Below are 19,778 nucleotides of genomic sequence, written 5' to 3' on the forward strand. Positions count from 1 at the left end.
GCCCCGATGCAAAGAGCCGACCAAGGAAAACCCTGGTCGGCTCTTACAAAAGTGTTGGATCAGTGGTTATTCAAAAACTCGTCGACTTCGGCCTTGGCTTCCTCTTTCGACTTGCCGTACTTGGCTTGAATTTTGCCTTCAAGAGCTTCGCGGTTGCCATTGATTTCGGCAATCTCGTCGTCTGTCAGATCGCCCCACTTGGCCTTGACCGAGCCGGACATTTCTTTCCATTTACCTTCGATTTGATCCCAGTTCATTGTGGTATCCTTTCTGTTTGTTTTTGAGCCTGCCATCGCCATTGGACGGCCTGATGCCAGTGATGCGTTTTATGCATTTGGCGAAGGGATGGGCCGAGGGAAACCCCCGGCCCAAATAGGATTAGCCTTTATACTCAGGCTGTTGTTCAAGTGTCTCTTCCGTGCTGTCGATGTAGACCCGCACATCGCTGCCGTCTTCGGTGCGCACGATCTGCAATTTGTCAAAGGCCACGTCTACGGGGTGTTCGCCCATGCCCAGAAAGCCGCCGACATCAATCACGGCACGATCCATCTTGCCGTCGTTGGTCAATAGCACTTCACTGATTTCACCGACGTCTTCGTCGTCAGGCCCGTAAACCCGAGTGCCGGTCAAATCTTCGACAGTCAGATCTTTGACATCTGCGTTGAAAAAACCATCGCGCTCGACCTCGGGGCGCATCAGCGTTGGTCGGTTATCTGTTGAACCCGCCGAAGCATTCGCCTCCGTGGAAGCGTCGGTACCGACCGCCGCCGCATCGTGTGTTTCCTTCTCAGACTGGAATTCCGGGGCGTCTTCAACACCCGTTGCACTGGCGTTTACAACGAGGAAAAAATCGTCGCTGTCGTCTTCGCTGACGAACTTAAGCTGCGACATATCAATCGCTACATCTTTTTCGCCAACACCGATAAAGCCCCCAACACCAACGATCACGGATGTCACACTACCATCGCGGGTTAGAATGATGTCATTGATTTCACCAATGTCATCCCACTCGGTTTCGCCGTCGGCATTGATGGATGCGTCGTTTTCGAGCTCGGATTCAGTTGCATACACACGCATCCCGATCAACTCCGACGCATGTACATTTACGGCTTCGTCAAAAGTCATATCGGAGAATGCCGCAGTGTGTCCGTCGGCATAAGCGGCTGTTCCGAGGGCCAGTGCCGTTGCGGCAGTTGCAAAAAAGCGTTTCATATTGTTTCTCCTCTTGGTTGTGCGCCAGGTTTCCCCGGCGCCGATATGACAACAACCAATCGACGCGGATTTTGTTCCATGAGGTTGTAGCGCGCCATCGGCAGAACCTACCTGGCGGGTGCTAGCGTCGCCCTGATGGGCATTGTCTATCATGGTGCGGACGACGCCGCCTGATCTGTCTCATATTTTTTTATCGGAACCTGTTTTCGACCTTTGCGTTATGGTCTTGCACGTATGAACGGAAATAGGAGGATGACATGAAAAGACTAGCACTTGCTGGCGTAGCCTTGATCGCATTTGTGGGGTTGACTGCCTGTGAAACCGTCAAGGGTGCCGGGCGCGATATCGGAAATACCGGTGACGCCGTGACGGAAACCGCTGAAGAGGTTCAGAGCTAACCTTCGGTCGGTACAAGCAAAGCAAAATCCAGAATAACCAAGTCGATGCATGTTTGAAGTGTATCGAGGCAAATGAGATGTGAGGATATAATCATGAAACTTCTTCGAACTGCGGTTCTTACCGCTACAACAGCCTTGGTGTCGCTTCCCGCTTTAGCGGAGACCAAGGTGCTATCCAGCGTTGAGGTTGAAGCCGATCTATCCGCCTATTCTGACAGCAACGCGCTTGAGTTCTGGCCAACTCTGGACAAGGACCTGAGCCAGGCCATTGCGCAGAGGGTCGAATTTGACGATAGTTCCGAGGCGCCCCGCGTGCGCGTCGAGATCAACAGGATCGCGATCGACGGCGACACCATTTTGCCCGACACAGGTGAATTCAACCAGCTTGAAGGCGCCGTCCGGGTTTATGAGGGGCTGAACGCCGGCAACGCCAACTCAGAAGTGGGCTTGTCGAACGATGAAGCCGTCCAGAGCTTTCCATTTCGCCTAAAAGCAGAAACGGCGGACGGGGAAGCGCCCGAAGGATGGATACTTGTTGCCCCGTCGAAAGATGATTTCTATTCGGCTTTGGTAAATGCCTATGCGGATGGCGTGCTCGACCGTATCAAAGTCAAATAGCTGCTGGCTATTCTCACAATCGTGAGTATGGGCAGGTCTGTTGCATTTATCGAGTTTCGATCCGAAGTCTTGCGCTCTGCACACTCGGTTGAGGCCCATCTTGCAACAGACCTGTTTGCGTTTTGTCGATGACGATTGTCATCGGATTGAAGCAGGGGTCACGATGCCCCTAGAGTATGTTGCTCAAAAGTGGGAACCGGTTTTGAGCTTCTCGAACATGCGAAATCAAGAAGTTAGAACGCGCCGCGTTCATCCGAATTCACGCGACATTTGCTTGCGTCAGAGCGGTCGTTGGAAATACCCTGCCCGGTGGTTTCAGGCACCGCGCCGCCCCGACCCATAGCCAGTTGGTCGGCAAACAGCCGTTTCAGCGGGTCTGCGGTTAACACGCCTGTCACGCTCCAATACTGCGTGCTGCGTTTGTGCGGGGCCGGGTCGGTCATGGCAATATGTGGCACGATCTGCTCCGGCGTGAGGATCAGAATATTGAACCGCCCCGGTTTTACCGGAGACTGTTTAGCTTTGTTTATGCGACTTCATGACTATGTTCATGTTTGCATGAATGCCTCGTCTGCTTCGGCGGGCGTGATGTTTCGACGTCGCGGGGCCTGACGCAAGCGACACCGCGGCGATGCTCAACCTGACAGGCTCATCGAGCGGCGAAACAGCAACAGGCTCGCGATGAAGAAAGCCAGCCCAAGCCCCGCCATGAGCGACAGTTCGAACCAGACCGCACTCAGACTCGCGCCACGGAACACCACCGCCTTGGCGAAAGCCAGAAAATGCCGCGACGGCAGCACCATTGTAAGCCGCTGTACGATGTCGGGCTGGCTTTCGATGGCGCCCATGCCGCCCGAGAGCATGATGATGGGGATGATGACCATAATCACCAGCAGCGCAAACTGTGCCATGCTGCGCGCCATGGTGCCCAGAAACATGCCGATGGCGGCAGCGGCGGCCAGATAAACCGTGGTTCCGGTCAACAGCAGCGTTAGCGATCCGGTCACGGGCACCTGTAGCAATCCCTGAACCACTAACATCAGCGACAGGGTGAAGGCCGCCAGCACCACGACCACATTGGCGAGCACCTTGGACAGCGCGATTTCCAGCGGTGTGAGCGGCATCACCATCAGGTGTTCGATGGTGCCCTGCTCACGCTCGCGCAGCATTGCCGCCCCGGTCAGCGCGATGGTCAAAAGCGACAGCTGATTGAGAAGCGAAGAGACCGATTTGAACCAGACCGGATTGCCGTTGGGGTTGAAGGCGCGACGCAACTCCAGCCGCAGTGCCGGGTCGGGCGCCTCCGGGTTGCCCGACAGAAATGCGCGGGTTTCCGAGGTCAGGATATTGCTGATGTAATCGGTGCCAAGCTGGGCCTGTGACACGGCTGTGGCATCGACCTCAAGCTGGGCGGAGGGGATCAGACCCGCGATCACGTCAGCCTCGAAGCCGGGGGGAAAGGCGAGGACAAACATGATCCGGCCGGCGTCCATTTCGGGCGCCACCTGATCGGGGGCGATCATCACCGGCGGCTGGAACCACGGCGGGCCAAGCGCGTGCGAGATCTGTCGGGTCAGCATGGATCTGTCCTCGTCCAGAATGGCGATGGCGGCGTTATAGACCGTGTCGCCCGCGCCGCTTGCCTCGAGGATCACGGCGATGATGAAGGACCACAGGATCAGGATCACCATCACCGGATCGCCAAGAACGCTTTTCAGCTCCTTTCCCGCAAGCCAGAAGATGTTGGCAAACTGGCGCATCCCTAGCGTTCCTGCTTGCGCAGCGCTAGAACGGCCAGCGCGGTCAGGACCGGGCCGAAGGCGGCGAGGCGCATCAGGTGTCCCGACAGTTCCGAAAGCCCCAGCCCCTTGGTGAAGGCGCCAACGCTCAGCCCCATATACCAGGTTGTCGGCCAAAGCGTTCCGACGATCCGTGCGGGCCCTTCCAGCGACGACACCGGCGTGATCATGCCCGAGAATTGCAGCGTCGGCATCACCGACAGGATCGCAGCGGCAAAGACCGCCGTGACCTGGGTGCGGGCCATCATCGACACCAGCAGGCCATAGCCGGTGGCCGCCACCGCATAGAGCAGCGCGCCCAAAACCAGGGCTGCCGGGCTACCCCTGAGCGGCACGTCCAGCACCGTAACCACCAGCACGGTCAGGATCACGAAATTCAACAGCGTGATCGCGATATAGACCAGTTGTTTGCCGATGAGGAATTCAGCGCGCCCCGTGGGTGTGACGTAGAAATTGGTGATCGTGCCGATTTCCTTTTCGCGCGCCACGCTGACCGCCATCAGGATCGCCGGAAACAGCAGCAGCAAGAGCGGCGGGATCGAGGGGCCGATGGCGGGCAGGCTTTCCATCGCCGGGTTGTAGTGAAAGCGCGGTTCGAGGCTTGCAAGCGGCAGCTGATCCGCGCCGCGCGCGGCGATCAGGCCAGAGAGCGCAAGCGCCGATTGAGCGTCTTGGGCCAGCACATGGGCATGTGCGCCCGCGACATAGCTTTCCACAGTACCGGCGCGGTTGGTGTCGGTCCCGTCAATCAGGGCGGCAACCTCGGCCACCTCACCCCGGCGAACAGAGACGCCGAAATCCGGCGGAATTTGCAACGCAAGCGCCAGTTCCCCGTTGGCCATGCGCCGCTCAAGTTCAACCGCGTCACCGATGGGGGGCCGTTCAAGAAACCAGCCGGATTCTTCAAATCCAGAGAGGTAGGCACGGCTTTCCGGGCTCTGATCCTGATCGAAGGTGGCGAAGGGGATTTCGCGCACTTCCTGGGAAATGCCAAACGACATGATCAGCAGCAGGATCGCGCTGCCGATGAAGGAAAACACCAGCCTGACCGGATCGCGGCGCACCTGCATCGCCTCGCGGGTGGTGAAGGCCAGCAACCGCCTGAGGCTGAAGCGAGGCGGGGCGGCAGGGGTTTCCTGGGTATCAGTGACGGCCAATTCCGTATCGCCCACGGGTGCCGCTTGTGGCATCGCATCCAGCATATGGGCGATGAAGGCATCCTCCAGCGTCGTCATGCCGCGTGCTTTGATGATTGCCTGCGGTGCGTCGGTCACCAGAACCTTGCCTGCGTGCATCAGCGAGATACGGTCACAGCGCAGGCCTTCGTCCATGAAATGCGTGGAGATGAAAATCGTCACGCGCTCTCGACGGGCCAGATCGGTGAGCATATCCCAGAACGCATCACGTGCCTGCGGATCGACCCCCGAGGTTGGTTCGTCCAGAATCAAAATGTCAGGGGCATGGATCACCGCGACGGCCAGCGACAGGCGTTGACGCACCCCAAGCGGCAGCGATGCGGCGCCCTGATCGAGGTAAGGCTCCAGCCCGAACCGCGGCACCAAATCGGCCATCCGTCTGGCGGTCAGGTCGCGACCGAGATGAAAGAGACGTGCGTGCAGCAACAGGTTTTCGCGCACAGTCAATTCACCATAAAGCGAGAAGGACTGCGACATGAACCCGACCCGGCGGCGCGCGTCGAGGTTCTGCGCATCCACCGGCTGGCCGAAGATCCATGCCTCGCCCGTCGTCGCGGGGGTGAGGCCGGTCAGCATCTTCATGGTGGTGGTCTTGCCGCAGCCATTGGAACCGAGAAACCCGAAAATCTCGCCGCGGGAAATTTCGAAACTGACCGCATCCACGGCGGTAAAATCGCCGAAGCGCTTGGTGAGGCCCTCGGCCTTTATCGCCGGTGGTCCCTCCTTTGCATTGGTCGGTGCCGGAGCAGCGAGGGCGGCCTGGGGGCTGGCAATGGGGCTGGCAATCTCGCCCTCCAGCAGAGATACATAAGCGGCGCCAACGGTATCGGTTCCGGTCTGCATCCTCAGGTCGGCGGGGCTGGCCTCGGCCAGAACACACCCGTCATTCATTGCGATCAGGTGCTCGAACCGCTCTGCCTCTTCCATGTAGGCGGTTGAGACCAGAACGCTCATCTCGGGACGATCGCTGCGGATCGTGTCGATGAGGTCCCAGAACTGACGCCGCGACAGTGGGTCGACCCCGGTGGTGGGTTCATCCAGCAGCAGAAAATCCGGGTCGTGGATCAGTGCCGCGCAAAGCCCGAGCTTTTGTTTCATCCCGCCCGAGAGCTTGCCGGCGGGACGGTCGAGAAACGGCGCAAGACCGGTTGCGCGGGTCAGGCGCTCGATCCGCGCGGCCCGCTCGGCGCGCCCCTGTCCAAAAAGCTTGCCAAAGAATTCAAGGTTCTCGCGGATACTCAGATCGTGATAGAGATTCTTGCCCAATCCCTGCGGCATGAAGGCGATCCGCCGCCCGGTTTCGGCGCGGTGACGGGCGCTGGACATATCGCCGCCAAGGGTCTCGATGCGCCCGGTCTGAAGCCGCTTTGCCCCCGAAACCAGCCCCATCAGCGTGGATTTGCCAACGCCATCGGGCCCGATCAACCCGACCATACGCCCCGCCGGGGTGGAAAGTGTGAGGTCATCGAGGGCCGTGACCTTGCCAAAGCGATGACTGACCGCCGTGATCCTTGCGACAGAAGCGCTTGCTTTGGCGACAGGTTTCATTGCCCGGTCTCGTCCCCCAGTGGCGCAGGCAGGGTTTCGACCACCGGCGGCGTCAGGCCGTCGGGCCAGTCGGGCATGCTGCCGTCCGGGGCCACAAGCCGCACCCATGCGACGCCGCGCACGCCGGTCTTGACCTGGGCAAGGCGAGCCTCGACCATCTGTGGCGGGATGCGCACGCGAATGCGGAACATCAGGCTTTCGCGCTCTGCGATGGTTTCAACCTGTTTCGGCGTGAATTGCGCCTGCGGGGCGACAAAACTGACGACTGCGGGGATGGCGGTATCGGGTCGGATATCGACAACGATCCGCGCCTCATCGCCCAATCGCACGCGTGGCGCCTGCGTGGCGGGCAGGAAGAATTCCATATAGACATTGCCAAGGCTGACCAGCGTCAGCACCTTGCCGCCGCTGCCAAGCACCTCGCCGGGCTGGGTCAAACGATAGAGGATGCGACCGGCCTGGGGGGCATAGAGCGTGCTGTCGGCGATCCGTGCCTCGATCTCGCGCAGGCTTGCGGTTTCGGCATCGACGGCGCGCTCTCTGACGCGGACCTCGGCCTGTGCGGCGGCAAACCCGGCCTTGGCCACCTGTGCCTCGGTGCGGCTAATATCGAGATTCTCGCGAGAGATGACGTCGCGGTCACTCAGGGTTTCGGCGCGGGCCAACTCGCTATTGGCAAGCGCAAGGCTCGCTTGCGCCTTGGTCGCGCCGGCCTTTGCCACCGCCACCGCGGCTTCGGCGCTGGCTATGCCGGCCTGGACACGCATTTTCTGTGCCTCCAGTTCGGTCGTATCCATCACCGCAAGAATGTCCCCCTGTGCGACAAGCTCGCCTTCCTGCACCGCAATATCGGCGATCCGGCCGGACAGGCGGGTCGAAACATCGACAAGGTCGGCCTCCACCCTGCCATTCCCACGCGCAAACCCCTCTGGCGGCAGGCCGCTCGGGGCGAGAAACGTCTTCCAGACCGCATAGCCCATGACCGCGACGAGCACCGCCAGAACCAGAAGGGTCGAAACCCGTCGCGACATGATTATTCCCCCTTGTCGTCCTCACATCCTGAAATGATGCCACGCCTGTAGATCGCAAAGACACGCGGCGCATCCTGAACCATATGACTCATGTCGCCCGCGATCAGCGATTGCATCGCAAGGCCCTGTATCGTGCCGATGAAAAGCGTCGCTGCCGCCTCGCTATCCAGATCGGCGCGCAATTCGCCGCGCGCTTTGCCGGCCTCGATGAGATCATGCAGCCGCACCGCATATTGTTTCAGCATGGCCTGCGCCATGCGCTTGGCAGGTGTTGTCTTGGCGCCTTGCAATTCGCCGAACATCATCCGCGGCGCGCCGGGGTGCTCGGACACAAACGTCACATGAGCCAAAAACATCGCCTGCATCGCCTCAAGGGGTGAGTCTATCCCTTTGGCGGCTTTCTCGATGCGCGCCATGAGGCGTTCAGCCACCCATTTCATGACCGCCTGCCAGATCGCCTCTTTGTTCGGGAAATGCCGGAAAAGCGCGCCTTGGGTCAGGTTCATGTGTTTGGCGATTGCGGCGGTCGTGATGGATTCCGGGTTGGTTTTGCCAGCCAGGTCGACCACCGCTTCGACGGTGACGTTGCGCCGTTCTTCGGCGGGAAGGTTCTTTTGTCGGGATGTGTTCATCGGGGTGCCTCTGTTTGCCAGACTGCAACAGTAAGCCATCCCATGGCCAAGACCATGGATATCGCGCCGATGACAACAAAAAGCGGCAGCATGCCAAAGACAACCTCGGTGAGGATACTCAGTGGCATCAGCATCCCGGCGAGCGCAAGACACGACGTCCAGCGTGTCGTCCCTGTCGCAATTGGGAAACGCAGGAGAACAAGGCCAACCGCGATATTGATAAGCGCAAGCAACAGAAAACCGGCTATAATATTGATCTTCCCCGTGAGCATGCCCCCCTCCTTTCGTATCCCCGAGACTGTTCGTTTGCATTGCATGCACTATGGCTTGATTTAAAATAGTAATCAATTACTATCTTGATTCGAACGTATCTCGCAACCCTGAAATTTCCGGTCCACGTCAACCTGGCGCGCGACTCTAAGGAGGATTTAATGGAACAGACAGGTAAGGAACCGGTGGTGAAGCTGCATGAGGTTCCGGCGCCCCGTCATGCCGATAAAACCACGTCGGGAACCGAACCGGGGATAAGTATTACTCCGGCCGGTGGTCAGGGGGATACTGCGGCAGACGGTGCCACAGATGCGCAGGCCTTGGACATCAAGCACGAGAGCAAAACCACTTCGGCCATTTATGAGACACTTGATCATGCCACCCAGGTCTGGCTGTCTCGTTTCACGCATGGCCTATCGCCAGCCGCCCTGATGGGGGCCTGGTTCGACTGGGCGACACATATGGCGGCAGCCCCGGGCAAGCAGTTGCACCTGGTCGAAAAGGCCAACGAAAAGGCGCGCCGCCACATTCGCTATGCGCTCGCCTGTGCGGGCAAGGTCGAGAATGATGAACCATGCATCGAGCCGCTGCCACAGGACCATCGCTTTCGCGACGACGCCTGGAAAATGAAACCGTTCAACGTGATCCATCAGGGTTTTCTGCAACAGCAGCAATGGTGGCACAATGTCGTTACCGGTGTCCCCGGCGTGAGCGCCCAGCACGAACGCGAGTTGCAGTTCCTGACACGTCAGATCCTCGACATGGTTTCGCCCTCCAACTTTCCATGGACCAACCCCGAGGTTCTCAGGAAGACCCGTGACACGGGCGGCCTGAATTTTGTCAGGGGAGCACAGAACTATCTGCAAGACCTGCAGAACGCGATGGCAGGAGCGGTGCCCGATGGTGCCGACTCTTTCTAGCCAGGCCGGGACGTTGCGCAGACAACGGGAAAGGTCGTTTACCGCAACCGATTGATCGAGCTTATCCAGTACACGCCACTCACGGACACCGTGCGGGCTGAGCCGATCCTGATTGTCCCGGCCTGGATCATGAAATATTATATCCTTAATCTGTCGCACCAGAATTCGATGGTGCGGTATCTGGTCGAACAGGGCCACACCGTCTTCATCATGTCATGGAAGAACCCGGATGCCGGGGCCCGCAACCTGACCATGGACGACTATCGCCACCTTGGGGTCATGGACGCATTGGAGGTGATCGGCGAAATCCTTCCCGACCGCAAGGTCCAGGCCGTCGGATATTGTCTGGGCGGCACATTGCTGTCCATCGCAGCGGCGGCCATAATGCCGGTATCCTTTCTGAACCGGGCCATCCGCGCAGGAGCTACCGGGTTGAGGACCGCAAGGCGAGCGACCTTCACGTCGACCCCGAAACATGGGTCCGGGAAACGCCGGAACGGGACGGGTCATGGTGGGTCGCCTGGGCAGAGTGGCTGGGCCCATTCGGGCGCCTCGGTTGCACCGCCCCGGATGGGGCGCACGGGGCACGCAACCATCGCCGGTGCGCCGGGAACCTACGTATTTCAGAAGTGAACGACAGCCTGAAGAAAAGGAATGCAACGAATGGCAGGACGCAGATGGGACCTTATCATCGCGGCAGGTGTTGCCACTGTGTTTGGCCTTCTGACGATCGCCGCAGGCGGTCGCGCCCTCTTTGGTGGCGTCGAGGCGCGCGCCGCAGTCGGTGATGCCGTGCCTTTCGTTTTGTGGTTCAACTTCCTCGCCGGGTTTTTCTATGTTCTGGCCGGTGTCGGATTGTTTGCACGGCAGAGTTGGGCGGCGCGTCTGTCGATCGCTATTCTCTTCGCCACGATCCTGGTCATGCTCGCGTTTGCCGGTCATCTTTTGCTTGGCCGCGCCTATGAAATGCGCACAGTCGGGGCGATGAGCCTGCGAACCGTTGGTTGGGGCATTATCGTTGGCGTGGCGATCCGTGAGGCCCTGGATGAGGCGATTGATCCTGAACTGAGCCTTGACGACGACCTGGCCCACTTAAACTCGGAAATTGACAGCAAAGGGTAACCCAGATGACAAAACAGACTACATAGACAAAACCGATCCTGGCCGCCCTGGTCATGGGGGCCGTTTTTGCCTCTGGCATTTCGGCGACAGCGCAGGAGGTCAATCCGGTTTCGCCAGAGTTGACGCCCAAACTGCGCGATTTGCTGCGCAAGGAAATGCTGTCGGTCGAGGAGGCCAGCAAGCAAATCCTGTCGGCGCTGATCGCCGGAGACGATGCGCGTGTCGCGGATTTGGCGCAACAGATTCATGACAGTTTCATATTGCAGCAATCAATGACACCCCAGGACAAGCAGGATCTGATGTCGGTGGTGCCGAAGCACTTTGTGACGCGCGACCGCGCCTTTCACCAACTCGCCGCGTCACTGGCCGAGGCCGGACGTGATGGAAACAGGGCCCGCCAAAACGAGCAGTTTGGCCAGATGATTGACGCCTGTAGCGCCTGCCACGCGCTTTATGCAACGGATCGGTTTCCCAAGCTGGCTGAATAGGAACCACGCGACCGCGGCGCCGATAAACGGCTGGGCACGATTTGTGGGAACAGGAACTGGGATGACGAACGCGCCCAGGTGAAGCGGATGACGGAATTCTGGCGCGCCGTTGTCTTGCACACTGGCCGATACTCCGGTGATCTGGTCGGCGTGCATCAAGATCTGCAAGATCTCCGGCGCGACGATTTCGACCGCTGGCTGGGCCTTTTTCGGGCCACGGTCGAAGAAACCGCGCCGACGCCTGCTGCCGCGAATTACCTGATAACCCGTGCCGAAAGCATCACCCGCAATCTGGAGGCGGCACTATTTGAGGGAGCTGCGGGCGATGGATCGGCTTCGAGCAGGGCTCAGCGCCGGAAATAGGAGGCCGCGATTGCCGCCTCTGCGGCGCATTGAGGATACGCTCTGACCGTCATTTCATCCTCGTCAGCCGCAACCCGTTGGAGGCACGATAGCTGCCGTCGGGCTGGGGGATGAAACTCAGGCATTCGTTCGTCTTGCGCGGCCCGCTCGACAGGTTCACGCACAGACGGTTGTCGGCCAGCGTCCAGCGGCCTGCTCCGGTTCCGATCGGTGATCGCAGGGTCACGCTGCCATCCCTGCCGTAATGCACGCGAACCGACAGGATTCCCTTTTTGCCCTGAAACCTCTGCCCGATAATCTGGCTTTCGATTTCTTCTTGCGAAAGCAGTTGCTCGGCCTTGGCGGCCATGCCGGGGACCGACATGATGGCAACCGCCAGGATCATGGCCCTCAGATAGGGCAGCATCGGCTTGCCTTGCATATCATTCGCTGTTGTCCCGGAGATATCAGGCAACCCGCTTGCGATATTCTGGGTCATCTTGACGGCGCTCCCTTGTTCAGAGGCTGCCTGTCCGACCCGGCACCACCGGCCTTTGCCAACCTGATATCATCGAGAATCGCGTAGAATGCGGGCAGCACAAACAGCACGAGGATGGTCGAGGAAAACAGACCGAAGACGACCGAGATCACCAGCGGTTTCAGGGTCTGGGCCTGGGTGCTGGTTTCCAGAAGAAGCGGGACGAGCCCCATCATGGTGGTGGAAACCGACATCAGGATCGGGCGGAACCGTTCGCGGCTGGCCTGACCGGCTGCGCGCGCCAGGTCCATACCATCGGCGGCATGTCGTTTGATGACCTGTACCAGCAGAATCGCGTTGTTGACCACGATTCCGGCCAGCGATGCGGCACCGATCAGCGAGGGCATCGAGATATTATAGCCCATGATCAGATGACCCAGAATGACGCCGATGAACGCGAGCGGAATCGACAGCATCACGATCACCGGCTCCACATAACTGCGGAACTGGAAGGACAGCACGACATAGATGCCCACCAAGCCGATCAGAAAACCACGCAGGATCGAGGCGACTGTTTCGGCCGAATTCGCGCTCTGGCCACCGATTTCAAAGCTCAGGCCCGGCATCCCTTCCGCCAGGGTCGGCAGGAACACCGTGTTCAGCTCGGCAACGATCGCATCGGCATTGCCGATGCGGGTATCGACATCCGCTTGGACGGTCACCGTTCGCTTGCCGTTTACATGCGTGATGCTGGCCCATCCGCGCGCCTCGTCCAGCCGCGCCACCGTTGACAGCGGCACCCCCTTGCCCCCCGGCAGGGCGATGGTGAAATCGCGCAGGTCGTCGCGGGAATCCCGATCCTGGGTGGAATGTTCCAACTCGATCTCATGGCTTATGTCGCCGCTCTGAACCGTTGTGATGACCCGCCCCAGAAAGGCGGCGCCAAGCTGATCCGCAACATCGCGTGACGTAAGCCCCAGCGATGTTGCGCCTTCTGCAAGGCGCAGGCGCAGCTCTGGTTTTCCGGGGCGCAGATCGTGGATTGCATTGAAGACACCGGCATAGGATTCGGCCTCGGTTTGTAGCGCATCGGCGGCCCCGGCCAGCATGCCCAGATCCGGGCCGGACAGACGGATCTCGATGGCGATCCCCTGTGGGCCTATGCTTGGTTCGGTCAACAGAATCGCAAGTGCGCCCGGCACTGCGCCGATCTCCTTGCGCCAAAGCGTAACGATCTCGTCCAGCGTCACACTGCGGGTTTCGGCCCCCAGCAGGTCGGCACTGATCGTGGCGACATGAGGGCCGGATTCACCCGCCGTTGCATTCTGGTTAAAGCGCAATTGCACAGTTTTCACCAAGGCAGCGCCGTCCGGCTGATCCGGCGTGAACGCGGTATCGACCTGGGCAAGTGCTGAAATCACGTGTTCCGCAACCTCGGTTGTTCGCGACAGCGGCGTGCCTTGCGCCATCAGGATCCGGGCCTCAAGAACGTCGCCATCAATCGCGGGAATCGCCTCGCGTTTGAGATAGCCGCCGCCCATCAGCCCCATGGTGATGATCAGCGCCGCGATTGTCGCGCCTGTAACCAGATAGCGGCGCCGGATTGCCAGATCGACCATGGCACCAATCCGCTTTTCCCGAAACCGCTCGAAGCGGCGGTCGAACCCGGCGCGAAACCGCGATGGCGGCTTGTCGGCGCTTTTCAGACCGTGGTTCAGGTGATGCGGCAGCACCCAGAACGCCTCGGCCAGGCTGGCGGCGAGCGCCGCGATCAATACCAGCGGCACGACTTCCAGCACCGCACCCAGTTCTCCGGCAAGAAAGGCAAGCGGGCCAAAAACCGCGATGGTCGTCGCGAAGGAGGACAGCACGCCCGGCATGACGGCAAGCGTGCCTTGCACCACGGCATCAAGGCGCGATGCGCCGCGCGCGGCAGTTTCGGCAATCGAGTCGGCGATGACGATGGAATCGTCCATCACGATCCCGATCGCCATCAGCAGGGCCACAAGGGTCATCATGTTCAGTGACAGGCCTTGCAATGCCATCGCCGCGAACGCCCCCAAGAACGCCACAGGCAGACCCATCGCCGCCCAGATCGCAAAGCCGGGCCGGAAGAAAACGCTCATCACGGTGACAACCAGAATCAATCCGACGGCGCCGTTCTGCACAAGCATCACCAGACGATCTCGCACAATGCTGGTCATGTCCTTCACGATTTCCAGCCGCAACGTACCCGGCAGCCCTGTCCGTTCTGACGTTACCAGATCTTCGACGTGATCGAACACTTCCAGCGCGTCAGCGCCAAGCGCCTTGTCGACCTGCAAGAAGACGGCGCGTTGCCCATCCAGAAACGCACGCTCTTCCCGGGGGGTGTGGCTTTCGGTGATGGTTGCAATCTGTCCAAGCGACAGTTCGGCCCCGTTGGGCTTCGACAAGACCACCAGCGCCGCCAAGCCGGCTAGGCTGCGGCGTTCGTCGGTGAAACGCAGGCTGATCTCGCGATCCTCGGTTTCCAGACTGCCCAGAGGGCGGTCGACGTTCTGCGCGTCGATCTGCGCCGCAAGATCCGCGACCGTCAGCCCGTGCTGTTCCATCACGGCACGCGGAACCGTGATGCGAAATTGCCGCGTTCCAAACCCCGAAATCGTGACTTTTGCCACACCGGGCAGGGCCGATAACCTGTCCTGCAACTCTGCGGCATAGCGCTCCAGATGCGCGGGCGGCAGATCGCCTGCGACAGCGACCGAGGTGACAGCGTCGGTGCGGTGCAGTTCCCGCACGATGGCGGGGTCTGCGTCATCGGGAAAATCATCGACGGCGGTGATTTCGGTACGCAGGTCGTTGACAAAGCGCGCACTGTCGCCTGAGGCCACCATCGTCGCGGTCGCGCGGGCGAGGCCGCCATGTGCCACGCAACTCAGTTCATCCAGCCCCTCGACACTTTCGACCGCGTCCCAGACGCGCCGACATATCGCGTCTTCGACCTCTTCGGCCGTGGCACCGCGATATGCGACGCTGATATCGGCCTCCACCGGCCTGAAATCAGGAAAAGTCTCGCGCTTGAGGGTTGGCGCCGCCATCACGCCCGCGGCAAGGATCAGGACAAGCAACAGGTTGGCAGCGGTGGGATGTCCGGCGAACCAGCGGATCATTCGCCCCCCTCCGCCGGGATCACGATCATGCCGGGGATCGCAGGCACCAGATCGTCGAGAATGACGTCTTCACCCGGCCCGACACCCTGCGCGATAATGGCCTCGCCAGCCTGTCGCCATGACACTGAGACCTCGCGCAAGACAAGACGCCCCTCCGGATCGCGCAGATAGACGAGGTCACCTTCATGTACCGCGCTTTCCGGAATCGTCACGCTTTCAGATATCACCGGCCCCTCAAGCAAAAGCTCGACATACATGTTCGGCACAAGCGGCAGGCGCACCGGCGGATTGGCGCTGGCATAGGGATCATCGACAATCACAACAGCCGGCACCGAGCGGGCCTGTGGATCAAGTGCGCTTTCCACGCGCACAAGACGCCCTGACCATGTTTGGGAGGGGTCCGAGACAAGCCGCACGTCGACGGCGATCTCGGCAAACCGCTTTGGCAGGCCCGCAGGTGTCAGCGGTTTGTCTTGGCTGCCATCTCCAAGTAAACGCCGGAACGACATCACCGGGATTTGCGCAATGATCTCGGCCTGGCCAATATCGTCCGCCGTCACCAGCGGTTGACCCGCCGCGACAAACTGGTGGCGCTCAACATGGACCGAGCCAACGCGCAGATCGAAGGGAACGACGACATCGGTCTTCGCGAGATCACGGTTTGCACGGGCCAGAACGGCCTTTGTGCGTGCCATTTCCGCGTCGAGCCGATTGCGCCGACTGGGGATCAGCCCCAGAGTGTTCTGCAACTCGGCCACGACACGACGGACCTGTAGCGTGGCACTTTCCTGCGCGTCGGCTGCGGATTGCGACGCAACCCCACGTGCGACCAGATCCCGGATGCGTGTCAGCTCGGTTTCGGTGAGATTCAGTCGGGACTGTTCCAGCGCCAGCAACCGGCCGGTGTTGGCCTCATCGGTGTCAAGCTGAGCGATATCAGCCTCCAACGCCGCCAACTCGGCCTGAGCCTGTGCAACTGCCAGCTCATAAGCCGTCGGATCAATCTTCAGGGCCTTGGTTCCTGCACGCAGCATATTGCCGGTGTCGAGCTCGGGATGCCGCCAGATGATCGTTCCGGAAATCTCCGATATCGCTTCCCAACTGCGTGCCGCGCGGACATTGCCATTTCCGCGAACGACCGTGCGAACCGGCGTTACCTCGGTCGTCATCGTGCGGGCAACAACGCTGCGTTCATGTTCATCTGACCGGGTCGGCGGTTCAGCCGTCGAAACGAGCCAGACCGCGATACCGATGCCGAGTGCGACAGGCGGGAGCAATCGAAATCCGCGGCTTAGTCTCACCTGCCGTCTCCTTGTTTCTGCCGGTCCGGGGGATGGTCGCCTTTTGCCACCCCAAAAGATAGTGACTGATTACTACCATGAGGATGCCATATTGCAAGATGCGTCAAGACAAAATCTGCGTCATCTATGCGCAAAAGACTATCCCAGGTTTCGGATTGCCGGGCGGATCTGGATTAAATCGGGCGGTGGGGCAAGTGCCGCGCGAAAGGGGCTATGGCCTCCAGTTTTTTTTCCGCTCCCTGCCCTTGTATCCGCCGGAACTGCCGCTAGGATGCGCCAGCGTCGGAGATTGGAAGTACCGACCAAAGAGGAGTACCCCATGTTATTTCGTTACATCGACGGGCTGAACGAGCTTGTCGGTAGAGTCGTTTCAGTGGTGGCAATCATATTTGCAGCGATCATCATTTACGACGTTACCATGCGTTATGTCATGAATGCGCCGACACGGTGGGCGTTTGATGTCACCAAGATGATGTTTGGATTTTATTTCGTGCTTCTGGGCGGTTACGCGTTGCGCCACCAGGCCCACGTCCGGGTTGATCTGGTGACCGAAACCCTGTCGCCTCTCGCGCGCCGCATCGTCGAAGTGTTGGGCTATCTGATTTTCTTCTTTCCCTTCGCATGGGTGTTCATGACGCGATCCTATGATTTCGCCCTTCGGTCCTACATGCAGGGGGAAACCACCTATGGATCGGTGCAATTGCCGGTCTACCCGCTGAAAATGGCAATGGCCATCGCGGCGGCGCTGTTGATGCTGCAAGGGATTTCCGAAGTCCTGAAACTTGTTTTCGACCATCAAGAGGCTAAGCCAAGTGACACCTGAATATATCGCACTCGCCATGTTCGGCCTGCTTTTGCTGGGCCTTTTCATGGGGCATCCGCTGGCCATGGTTCTTGGCGGCACGGCCGTTCTGGGCACGCTTATCGCGGGCAAGCCGATGGTGCTGGGCATTGTCATCAACCGGATTTTCGGTGACGTGCTGGACAACTTCACCCTGATCGCCATTCCGCTGTTTGTCCTGATGGCGCGATTCCTGTCCGATAGCGGCGTGACCGACAAGATGTTCGAGTCTCTGCGCCTGATGATGTCGAACGTACGCGGCGGGCTGGCGCTGGCGGTTGTGTTCATCTCGATCCTTTTGGCCGCGACGACGGGCATCATCGGCGCGTCGATTACGGTGATGGGTGTCATGGCGCTGCGCCCGATGCTGCAATATGGCTATTCCCCGACACTGACCACCGGCGTAATCGCCGCGTCGGGTTGTCTTGGCATTCTCATTCCGCCGTCGATCATGCTTATTCTGATGGCAAGCTATTCCCCCCTGTCCGTGGGCGAGCTGTTTGCCGGGGCCATGGTGCCGGGCATCGTGCTCGGCCTGCTCTATGCGGTCTGGGTCATGATCGTGTCGATCGTTCGCCCCGACATGGCCCCCGCGGTCGAGCCGGACGAGAAGATCAGCAAACCCGCGCTGCTGCGCATGCTGGCAATCGAGGCGGTGCCACCGCTGGTGCTGATTCTTGGTATCCTGGGGTCTTTGCTGGCGGGTATCGCCACGGCGACCGAAGCCTCTGCGATTGGTGCGGCACTGGCGCTTTTGATCGTCATCATGCGGCGCAAGTTCACATGGTCAAGCTTTTACGGCGCGATGCTGGAAACCGGCCGCACCTCGGCGATGATCCTTTTCATCGTGATCGGCGCTACTGCCTTTACCGGCGTGTTTAACATCACCGGTGGCCTGCGCGCGACGCAGGAAATCATCCGGGGCCTCGATATGGAGCCGTGGATGCTGATCACCATGATGATGTTCATCGTCTTCATCCTGGGCGCGTTTCTGGATTGGACCGGCATCGTGCTGCTGTCCTTTCCGATCTTCCTGCCGATCGTGCAGGAAATGGACATCAACCTGCTGTGGTTCGTGGTGCTGATGTCGGTGGTGCTGCAAACCTCGTTTTTGACGCCGCCCTTCGGATATGCGCTATTCTATCTGCGCGCCATCGCGCCGTCGTCAGTGAAAACAACCGATATCATCAAGGGGGTTTTGCCGTTCATCGGCCTGATCCTGATGATGTGCGTGGCCGTCGCCCTGTTCCCGCAGCTGGTGACATGGCTACCCGCAACCCTTTACACCAACTAACCTGAGGAGGTATTCCGGTGACTGTTAAGACATCCATTATTGCAGGTGCCGCACTTGCGGTCGGGATTGCGTCGCAATCCGTGGCGCAAGAAAGCTGGACCATGACCACCACCTGGCCCACGTCCCTAGAGCTGATCGAGATGGACAAGCATTTTGTCGATCTGGCTAACAAGCTGACCGGTGACGACCTCACCATCGAGTTCTTCGAGGGCGGCGCACTAGTGCCGGCGGGCGAAGTGTTTGGCGCAGTTGAATCCGGCACCATTCAAGCCGGCGCCGACTGGCCGGGGTACTGGGCGGGCCGCAACTCTGCATTCTCACCTCTGGCGACCACGGCAAGCCTGTTCAACGCGATTGACTACGTCAACTGGATCGAACAGTGGGGCGGCGGCGATCTCTATAACGAGATCTACGGAAAATTCGGCATGGTTTATCTGCCCTACGGCGTGACCAACAACGAATCCGGCTTTCGCACCAATGAAAAAATCGTCTCGCTGGAGGACCTTCAGGGCAAGCGCCTGCGTCTTTCGGGCCTTGAGCAAGGACGCCTTCTTGAAAAACTGGGCGGGTCTCAGGTCTCCATGGCGGGTGGCGAAATCTACCAGTCGCTGGAGCGTGGCGTGATCGACGGCGCAGAGTTTTCGACCCCCAACGTCGATTTCTCAGGCGGTTTCCAGCAGGTAACCAAATATTGGGCGACCCCCGGCTGGCACCAGTCTGCGTCGATCTTTGGTGTGATGATCAACAAGGCGTCATGGGATGCGCTGTCCGGGGAAACACAGGAAGCTCTGAAGATCGCGGCCCAGGCCAACCTGATCTGGTCGCTTTCCTTTACCGAAAAGCGCGCGACCGAGGCCTATCAGCAGTTCAAGGACGCGGGTATCGAGATCAACCGCTATGACGACGAAACGCTCGCCAAGGTTCAGCTGATGGCCAACGAGGTCATCGAGCAGACCGCCTGCGAGAACCCTGATTCAGCCAAGGTTTACCTCAGCCAGCTTGAGTATCTGGCCGATTACGCCAAATGGCGTGACGCGTCTGCGCCGTTCAACCTGGGGCGCACACCAAACGGCCCTGACATTGAAAAGATCCGCGCCTGCGCGCAATAAACTGACCGCAGAAAGGCCCGCAGAAAT

The 19,778-nt window shown here is 59.8% G+C and carries 19 protein-coding genes and 1 pseudogene; 9 read left to right on the top strand and 11 right to left on the bottom strand.

The annotated features are described in order from the left end of the window. Positions 1–59: 59 nt before the first annotated feature. Positions 60–257, bottom strand: a complete 198-nt coding sequence (locus BMZ91_RS06670) for a CsbD family protein (protein ID WP_092836039.1) — start codon at positions 255–257, stop codon at positions 60–62. Between the two features lie 121 nt (positions 258–378). After that, on the bottom strand, positions 379–1,212 hold the full coding sequence (locus tag BMZ91_RS06675) for a PRC-barrel domain-containing protein (protein ID WP_092836041.1): 834 nt from the start codon (positions 1,210–1,212) through the stop codon (positions 379–381). 257 nt (positions 1,213–1,469) lie between these two features. Between BMZ91_RS06675 and BMZ91_RS06680 the strand changes: the two genes are divergently transcribed. Next, positions 1,470–1,610, top strand: coding sequence for an entericidin A/B family lipoprotein (locus tag BMZ91_RS06680; protein WP_143076307.1), 141 nt, complete (start codon positions 1,470–1,472; stop codon positions 1,608–1,610). A gap of 93 nt (positions 1,611–1,703) precedes the next feature. Further along, the gene (locus tag BMZ91_RS06685; RefSeq protein ID WP_092836299.1) at positions 1,704–2,228 is read left to right on the top strand and encodes a hypothetical protein; all 525 of its coding nucleotides are present in this window, start codon (positions 1,704–1,706) and stop codon (positions 2,226–2,228) included. 233 nt (positions 2,229–2,461) lie between these two features. On the opposite strand, the gene BMZ91_RS06690 is transcribed toward BMZ91_RS06685, so the two are convergent. The 6 genes from BMZ91_RS06690 to BMZ91_RS06715 form a co-directional block, all read right to left on the bottom strand. Beyond that, entirely contained in the window at positions 2,462–2,686 is a 225-nt protein-coding gene (locus BMZ91_RS06690; RefSeq protein WP_143076308.1) for a hypothetical protein, read from the bottom strand. Between the two features lie 177 nt (positions 2,687–2,863). Then, on the bottom strand, positions 2,864–3,988 hold the full coding sequence (locus BMZ91_RS06695) for an ABC transporter permease (RefSeq protein ID WP_092836047.1): 1,125 nt from the start codon (positions 3,986–3,988) through the stop codon (positions 2,864–2,866). Positions 3,989–3,990: 2 nt separating this feature from the next. Next, positions 3,991–6,771 (bottom strand): ribosome-associated ATPase/putative transporter RbbA, encoded by a 2,781-nt coding sequence (gene rbbA, locus BMZ91_RS06700; protein WP_092836049.1) that lies wholly within the window; start codon positions 6,769–6,771, stop codon positions 3,991–3,993. Then, positions 6,768–7,802 (bottom strand): HlyD family secretion protein, encoded by a 1,035-nt coding sequence (locus BMZ91_RS06705; RefSeq protein WP_092836051.1) that lies wholly within the window; start codon positions 7,800–7,802, stop codon positions 6,768–6,770. The genes rbbA and BMZ91_RS06705 overlap by 4 nt, the downstream gene beginning before the upstream one ends. 2 nt (positions 7,803–7,804) lie before the next feature. After that, positions 7,805–8,434 (bottom strand): TetR/AcrR family transcriptional regulator, encoded by a 630-nt coding sequence (locus tag BMZ91_RS06710; protein WP_092836053.1) that lies wholly within the window; start codon positions 8,432–8,434, stop codon positions 7,805–7,807. Continuing rightward, complete coding sequence (locus BMZ91_RS06715) at positions 8,431–8,706, bottom strand: hypothetical protein (protein WP_092836302.1); 276 nt, start codon at positions 8,704–8,706, stop codon at positions 8,431–8,433. The genes BMZ91_RS06710 and BMZ91_RS06715 overlap by 4 nt, the downstream gene beginning before the upstream one ends. Before the next feature lie 159 nt (positions 8,707–8,865). Between BMZ91_RS06715 and BMZ91_RS21940 the strand changes: the two are divergent. From BMZ91_RS21940 to BMZ91_RS06735, 4 genes and pseudogenes are all read left to right on the top strand, one after another. After that, positions 8,866–10,257 (top strand): annotated as a pseudogene (locus tag BMZ91_RS21940) (PHA/PHB synthase family protein). Positions 10,258–10,287: 30 nt separating this feature from the next. Then, positions 10,288–10,746: a hypothetical protein gene (locus tag BMZ91_RS06725; protein ID WP_218145648.1), complete on the top strand. Its 459-nt coding sequence runs from the start codon at positions 10,288–10,290 to the stop codon at positions 10,744–10,746. A 53-nt stretch (positions 10,747–10,799) separates the two neighbouring features. Continuing rightward, positions 10,800–11,234, top strand: coding sequence for a cytochrome c (locus BMZ91_RS06730; protein WP_092836055.1), 435 nt, complete (start codon positions 10,800–10,802; stop codon positions 11,232–11,234). A gap of 87 nt (positions 11,235–11,321) precedes the next feature. Continuing rightward, positions 11,322–11,597, top strand: a complete 276-nt coding sequence (locus BMZ91_RS06735) for a group III truncated hemoglobin (RefSeq protein ID WP_143076309.1) — start codon at positions 11,322–11,324, stop codon at positions 11,595–11,597. A 49-nt stretch (positions 11,598–11,646) separates the two neighbouring features. Here BMZ91_RS06735 and BMZ91_RS06740 read toward each other — a convergent pair whose 3' ends face one another. From BMZ91_RS06740 to BMZ91_RS06750, 3 genes are read right to left on the bottom strand one after another with little or no spacing between them, the layout of a single operon-like run. Beyond that, on the bottom strand, positions 11,647–12,075 hold the full coding sequence (locus tag BMZ91_RS06740; RefSeq protein WP_092836059.1) for a hypothetical protein: 429 nt from the start codon (positions 12,073–12,075) through the stop codon (positions 11,647–11,649). Further along, complete coding sequence (locus BMZ91_RS06745) at positions 12,072–15,206, bottom strand: efflux RND transporter permease subunit (protein WP_092836061.1); 3,135 nt, start codon at positions 15,204–15,206, stop codon at positions 12,072–12,074. The genes BMZ91_RS06740 and BMZ91_RS06745 overlap by 4 nt, the downstream gene beginning before the upstream one ends. Beyond that, positions 15,203–16,507: an efflux RND transporter periplasmic adaptor subunit gene (locus BMZ91_RS06750; protein ID WP_143076310.1), complete on the bottom strand. Its 1,305-nt coding sequence runs from the start codon at positions 16,505–16,507 to the stop codon at positions 15,203–15,205. Before BMZ91_RS06750 ends, BMZ91_RS06745 begins: the two co-directional genes overlap by 4 nt. Before the next feature lie 319 nt (positions 16,508–16,826). Here BMZ91_RS06750 and BMZ91_RS06755 point away from each other — a divergent pair, with 319 nt between their 5' ends. The 3 genes from BMZ91_RS06755 to dctP are packed head-to-tail and all read left to right on the top strand — an operon-like array spanning position 16,827 to position 19,751. After that, on the top strand, positions 16,827–17,330 hold the full coding sequence (locus BMZ91_RS06755; protein ID WP_092836065.1) for a TRAP transporter small permease subunit: 504 nt from the start codon (positions 16,827–16,829) through the stop codon (positions 17,328–17,330). Between the two features lie 16 nt (positions 17,331–17,346). Next, positions 17,347–18,642 carry a TRAP transporter large permease gene (locus tag BMZ91_RS06760; RefSeq protein WP_092836304.1) on the top strand — a complete coding sequence of 432 codons (1,296 nt, stop codon included), beginning with the start codon at positions 17,347–17,349 and terminating at the stop codon, positions 18,640–18,642. A 17-nt stretch (positions 18,643–18,659) separates the two neighbouring features. After that, positions 18,660–19,751 carry a TRAP transporter substrate-binding protein DctP gene (gene dctP / locus BMZ91_RS06765; RefSeq protein WP_092836067.1) on the top strand — a complete coding sequence of 364 codons (1,092 nt, stop codon included), beginning with the start codon at positions 18,660–18,662 and terminating at the stop codon, positions 19,749–19,751. Positions 19,752–19,778 lie beyond the last annotated feature (27 nt).

Source organism: Roseovarius lutimaris (assembly GCF_900115165.1).
GTDB classification, from domain to species: Bacteria; Pseudomonadota; Alphaproteobacteria; order Rhodobacterales; family Rhodobacteraceae; genus Roseovarius; species Roseovarius lutimaris.

Excerpts from the sequence above, each read along its gene's own strand:
- BMZ91_RS06710 (WP_092836053.1), bottom strand. The coding sequence starts at position 8,434 with ATGAACACATCCCGACAAAAGAACCTTCCCGCCGAAGAACGGCGCAAC.
- BMZ91_RS06755 (WP_092836065.1), top strand. The coding sequence starts at position 16,827 with ATGTTATTTCGTTACATCGACGGGCTGAACGAGCTTGTCGGTAGAGTC.
- BMZ91_RS06725 (WP_218145648.1), top strand. The coding sequence starts at position 10,288 with ATGGCAGGACGCAGATGGGACCTTATCATCGCGGCAGGTGTTGCCACT.
- BMZ91_RS06670 (WP_092836039.1), bottom strand. The coding sequence starts at position 257 with ATGAACTGGGATCAAATCGAAGGTAAATGGAAAGAAATGTCCGGCTCG.
- BMZ91_RS06760 (WP_092836304.1), top strand. The coding sequence starts at position 17,347 with ATGTTCGGCCTGCTTTTGCTGGGCCTTTTCATGGGGCATCCGCTGGCC.
- BMZ91_RS06695 (WP_092836047.1), bottom strand. The coding sequence starts at position 3,988 with ATGCGCCAGTTTGCCAACATCTTCTGGCTTGCGGGAAAGGAGCTGAAA.
- BMZ91_RS06735 (WP_143076309.1), top strand. The coding sequence starts at position 11,322 with ATGACGGAATTCTGGCGCGCCGTTGTCTTGCACACTGGCCGATACTCC.
- BMZ91_RS06685 (WP_092836299.1), top strand. The coding sequence starts at position 1,704 with ATGAAACTTCTTCGAACTGCGGTTCTTACCGCTACAACAGCCTTGGTG.
- BMZ91_RS06740 (WP_092836059.1), bottom strand. The coding sequence starts at position 12,075 with ATGACCCAGAATATCGCAAGCGGGTTGCCTGATATCTCCGGGACAACA.
- BMZ91_RS06680 (WP_143076307.1), top strand. The coding sequence starts at position 1,470 with ATGAAAAGACTAGCACTTGCTGGCGTAGCCTTGATCGCATTTGTGGGG.
- BMZ91_RS06715 (WP_092836302.1), bottom strand. The coding sequence starts at position 8,706 with ATGCTCACGGGGAAGATCAATATTATAGCCGGTTTTCTGTTGCTTGCG.
- BMZ91_RS06675 (WP_092836041.1), bottom strand. The coding sequence starts at position 1,212 with ATGAAACGCTTTTTTGCAACTGCCGCAACGGCACTGGCCCTCGGAACA.
- BMZ91_RS06730 (WP_092836055.1), top strand. The coding sequence starts at position 10,800 with ATGGGGGCCGTTTTTGCCTCTGGCATTTCGGCGACAGCGCAGGAGGTC.
- BMZ91_RS06745 (WP_092836061.1), bottom strand. The coding sequence starts at position 15,206 with ATGATCCGCTGGTTCGCCGGACATCCCACCGCTGCCAACCTGTTGCTT.
- BMZ91_RS06705 (WP_092836051.1), bottom strand. The coding sequence starts at position 7,802 with ATGTCGCGACGGGTTTCGACCCTTCTGGTTCTGGCGGTGCTCGTCGCG.
- rbbA (WP_092836049.1), bottom strand. The coding sequence starts at position 6,771 with ATGAAACCTGTCGCCAAAGCAAGCGCTTCTGTCGCAAGGATCACGGCG.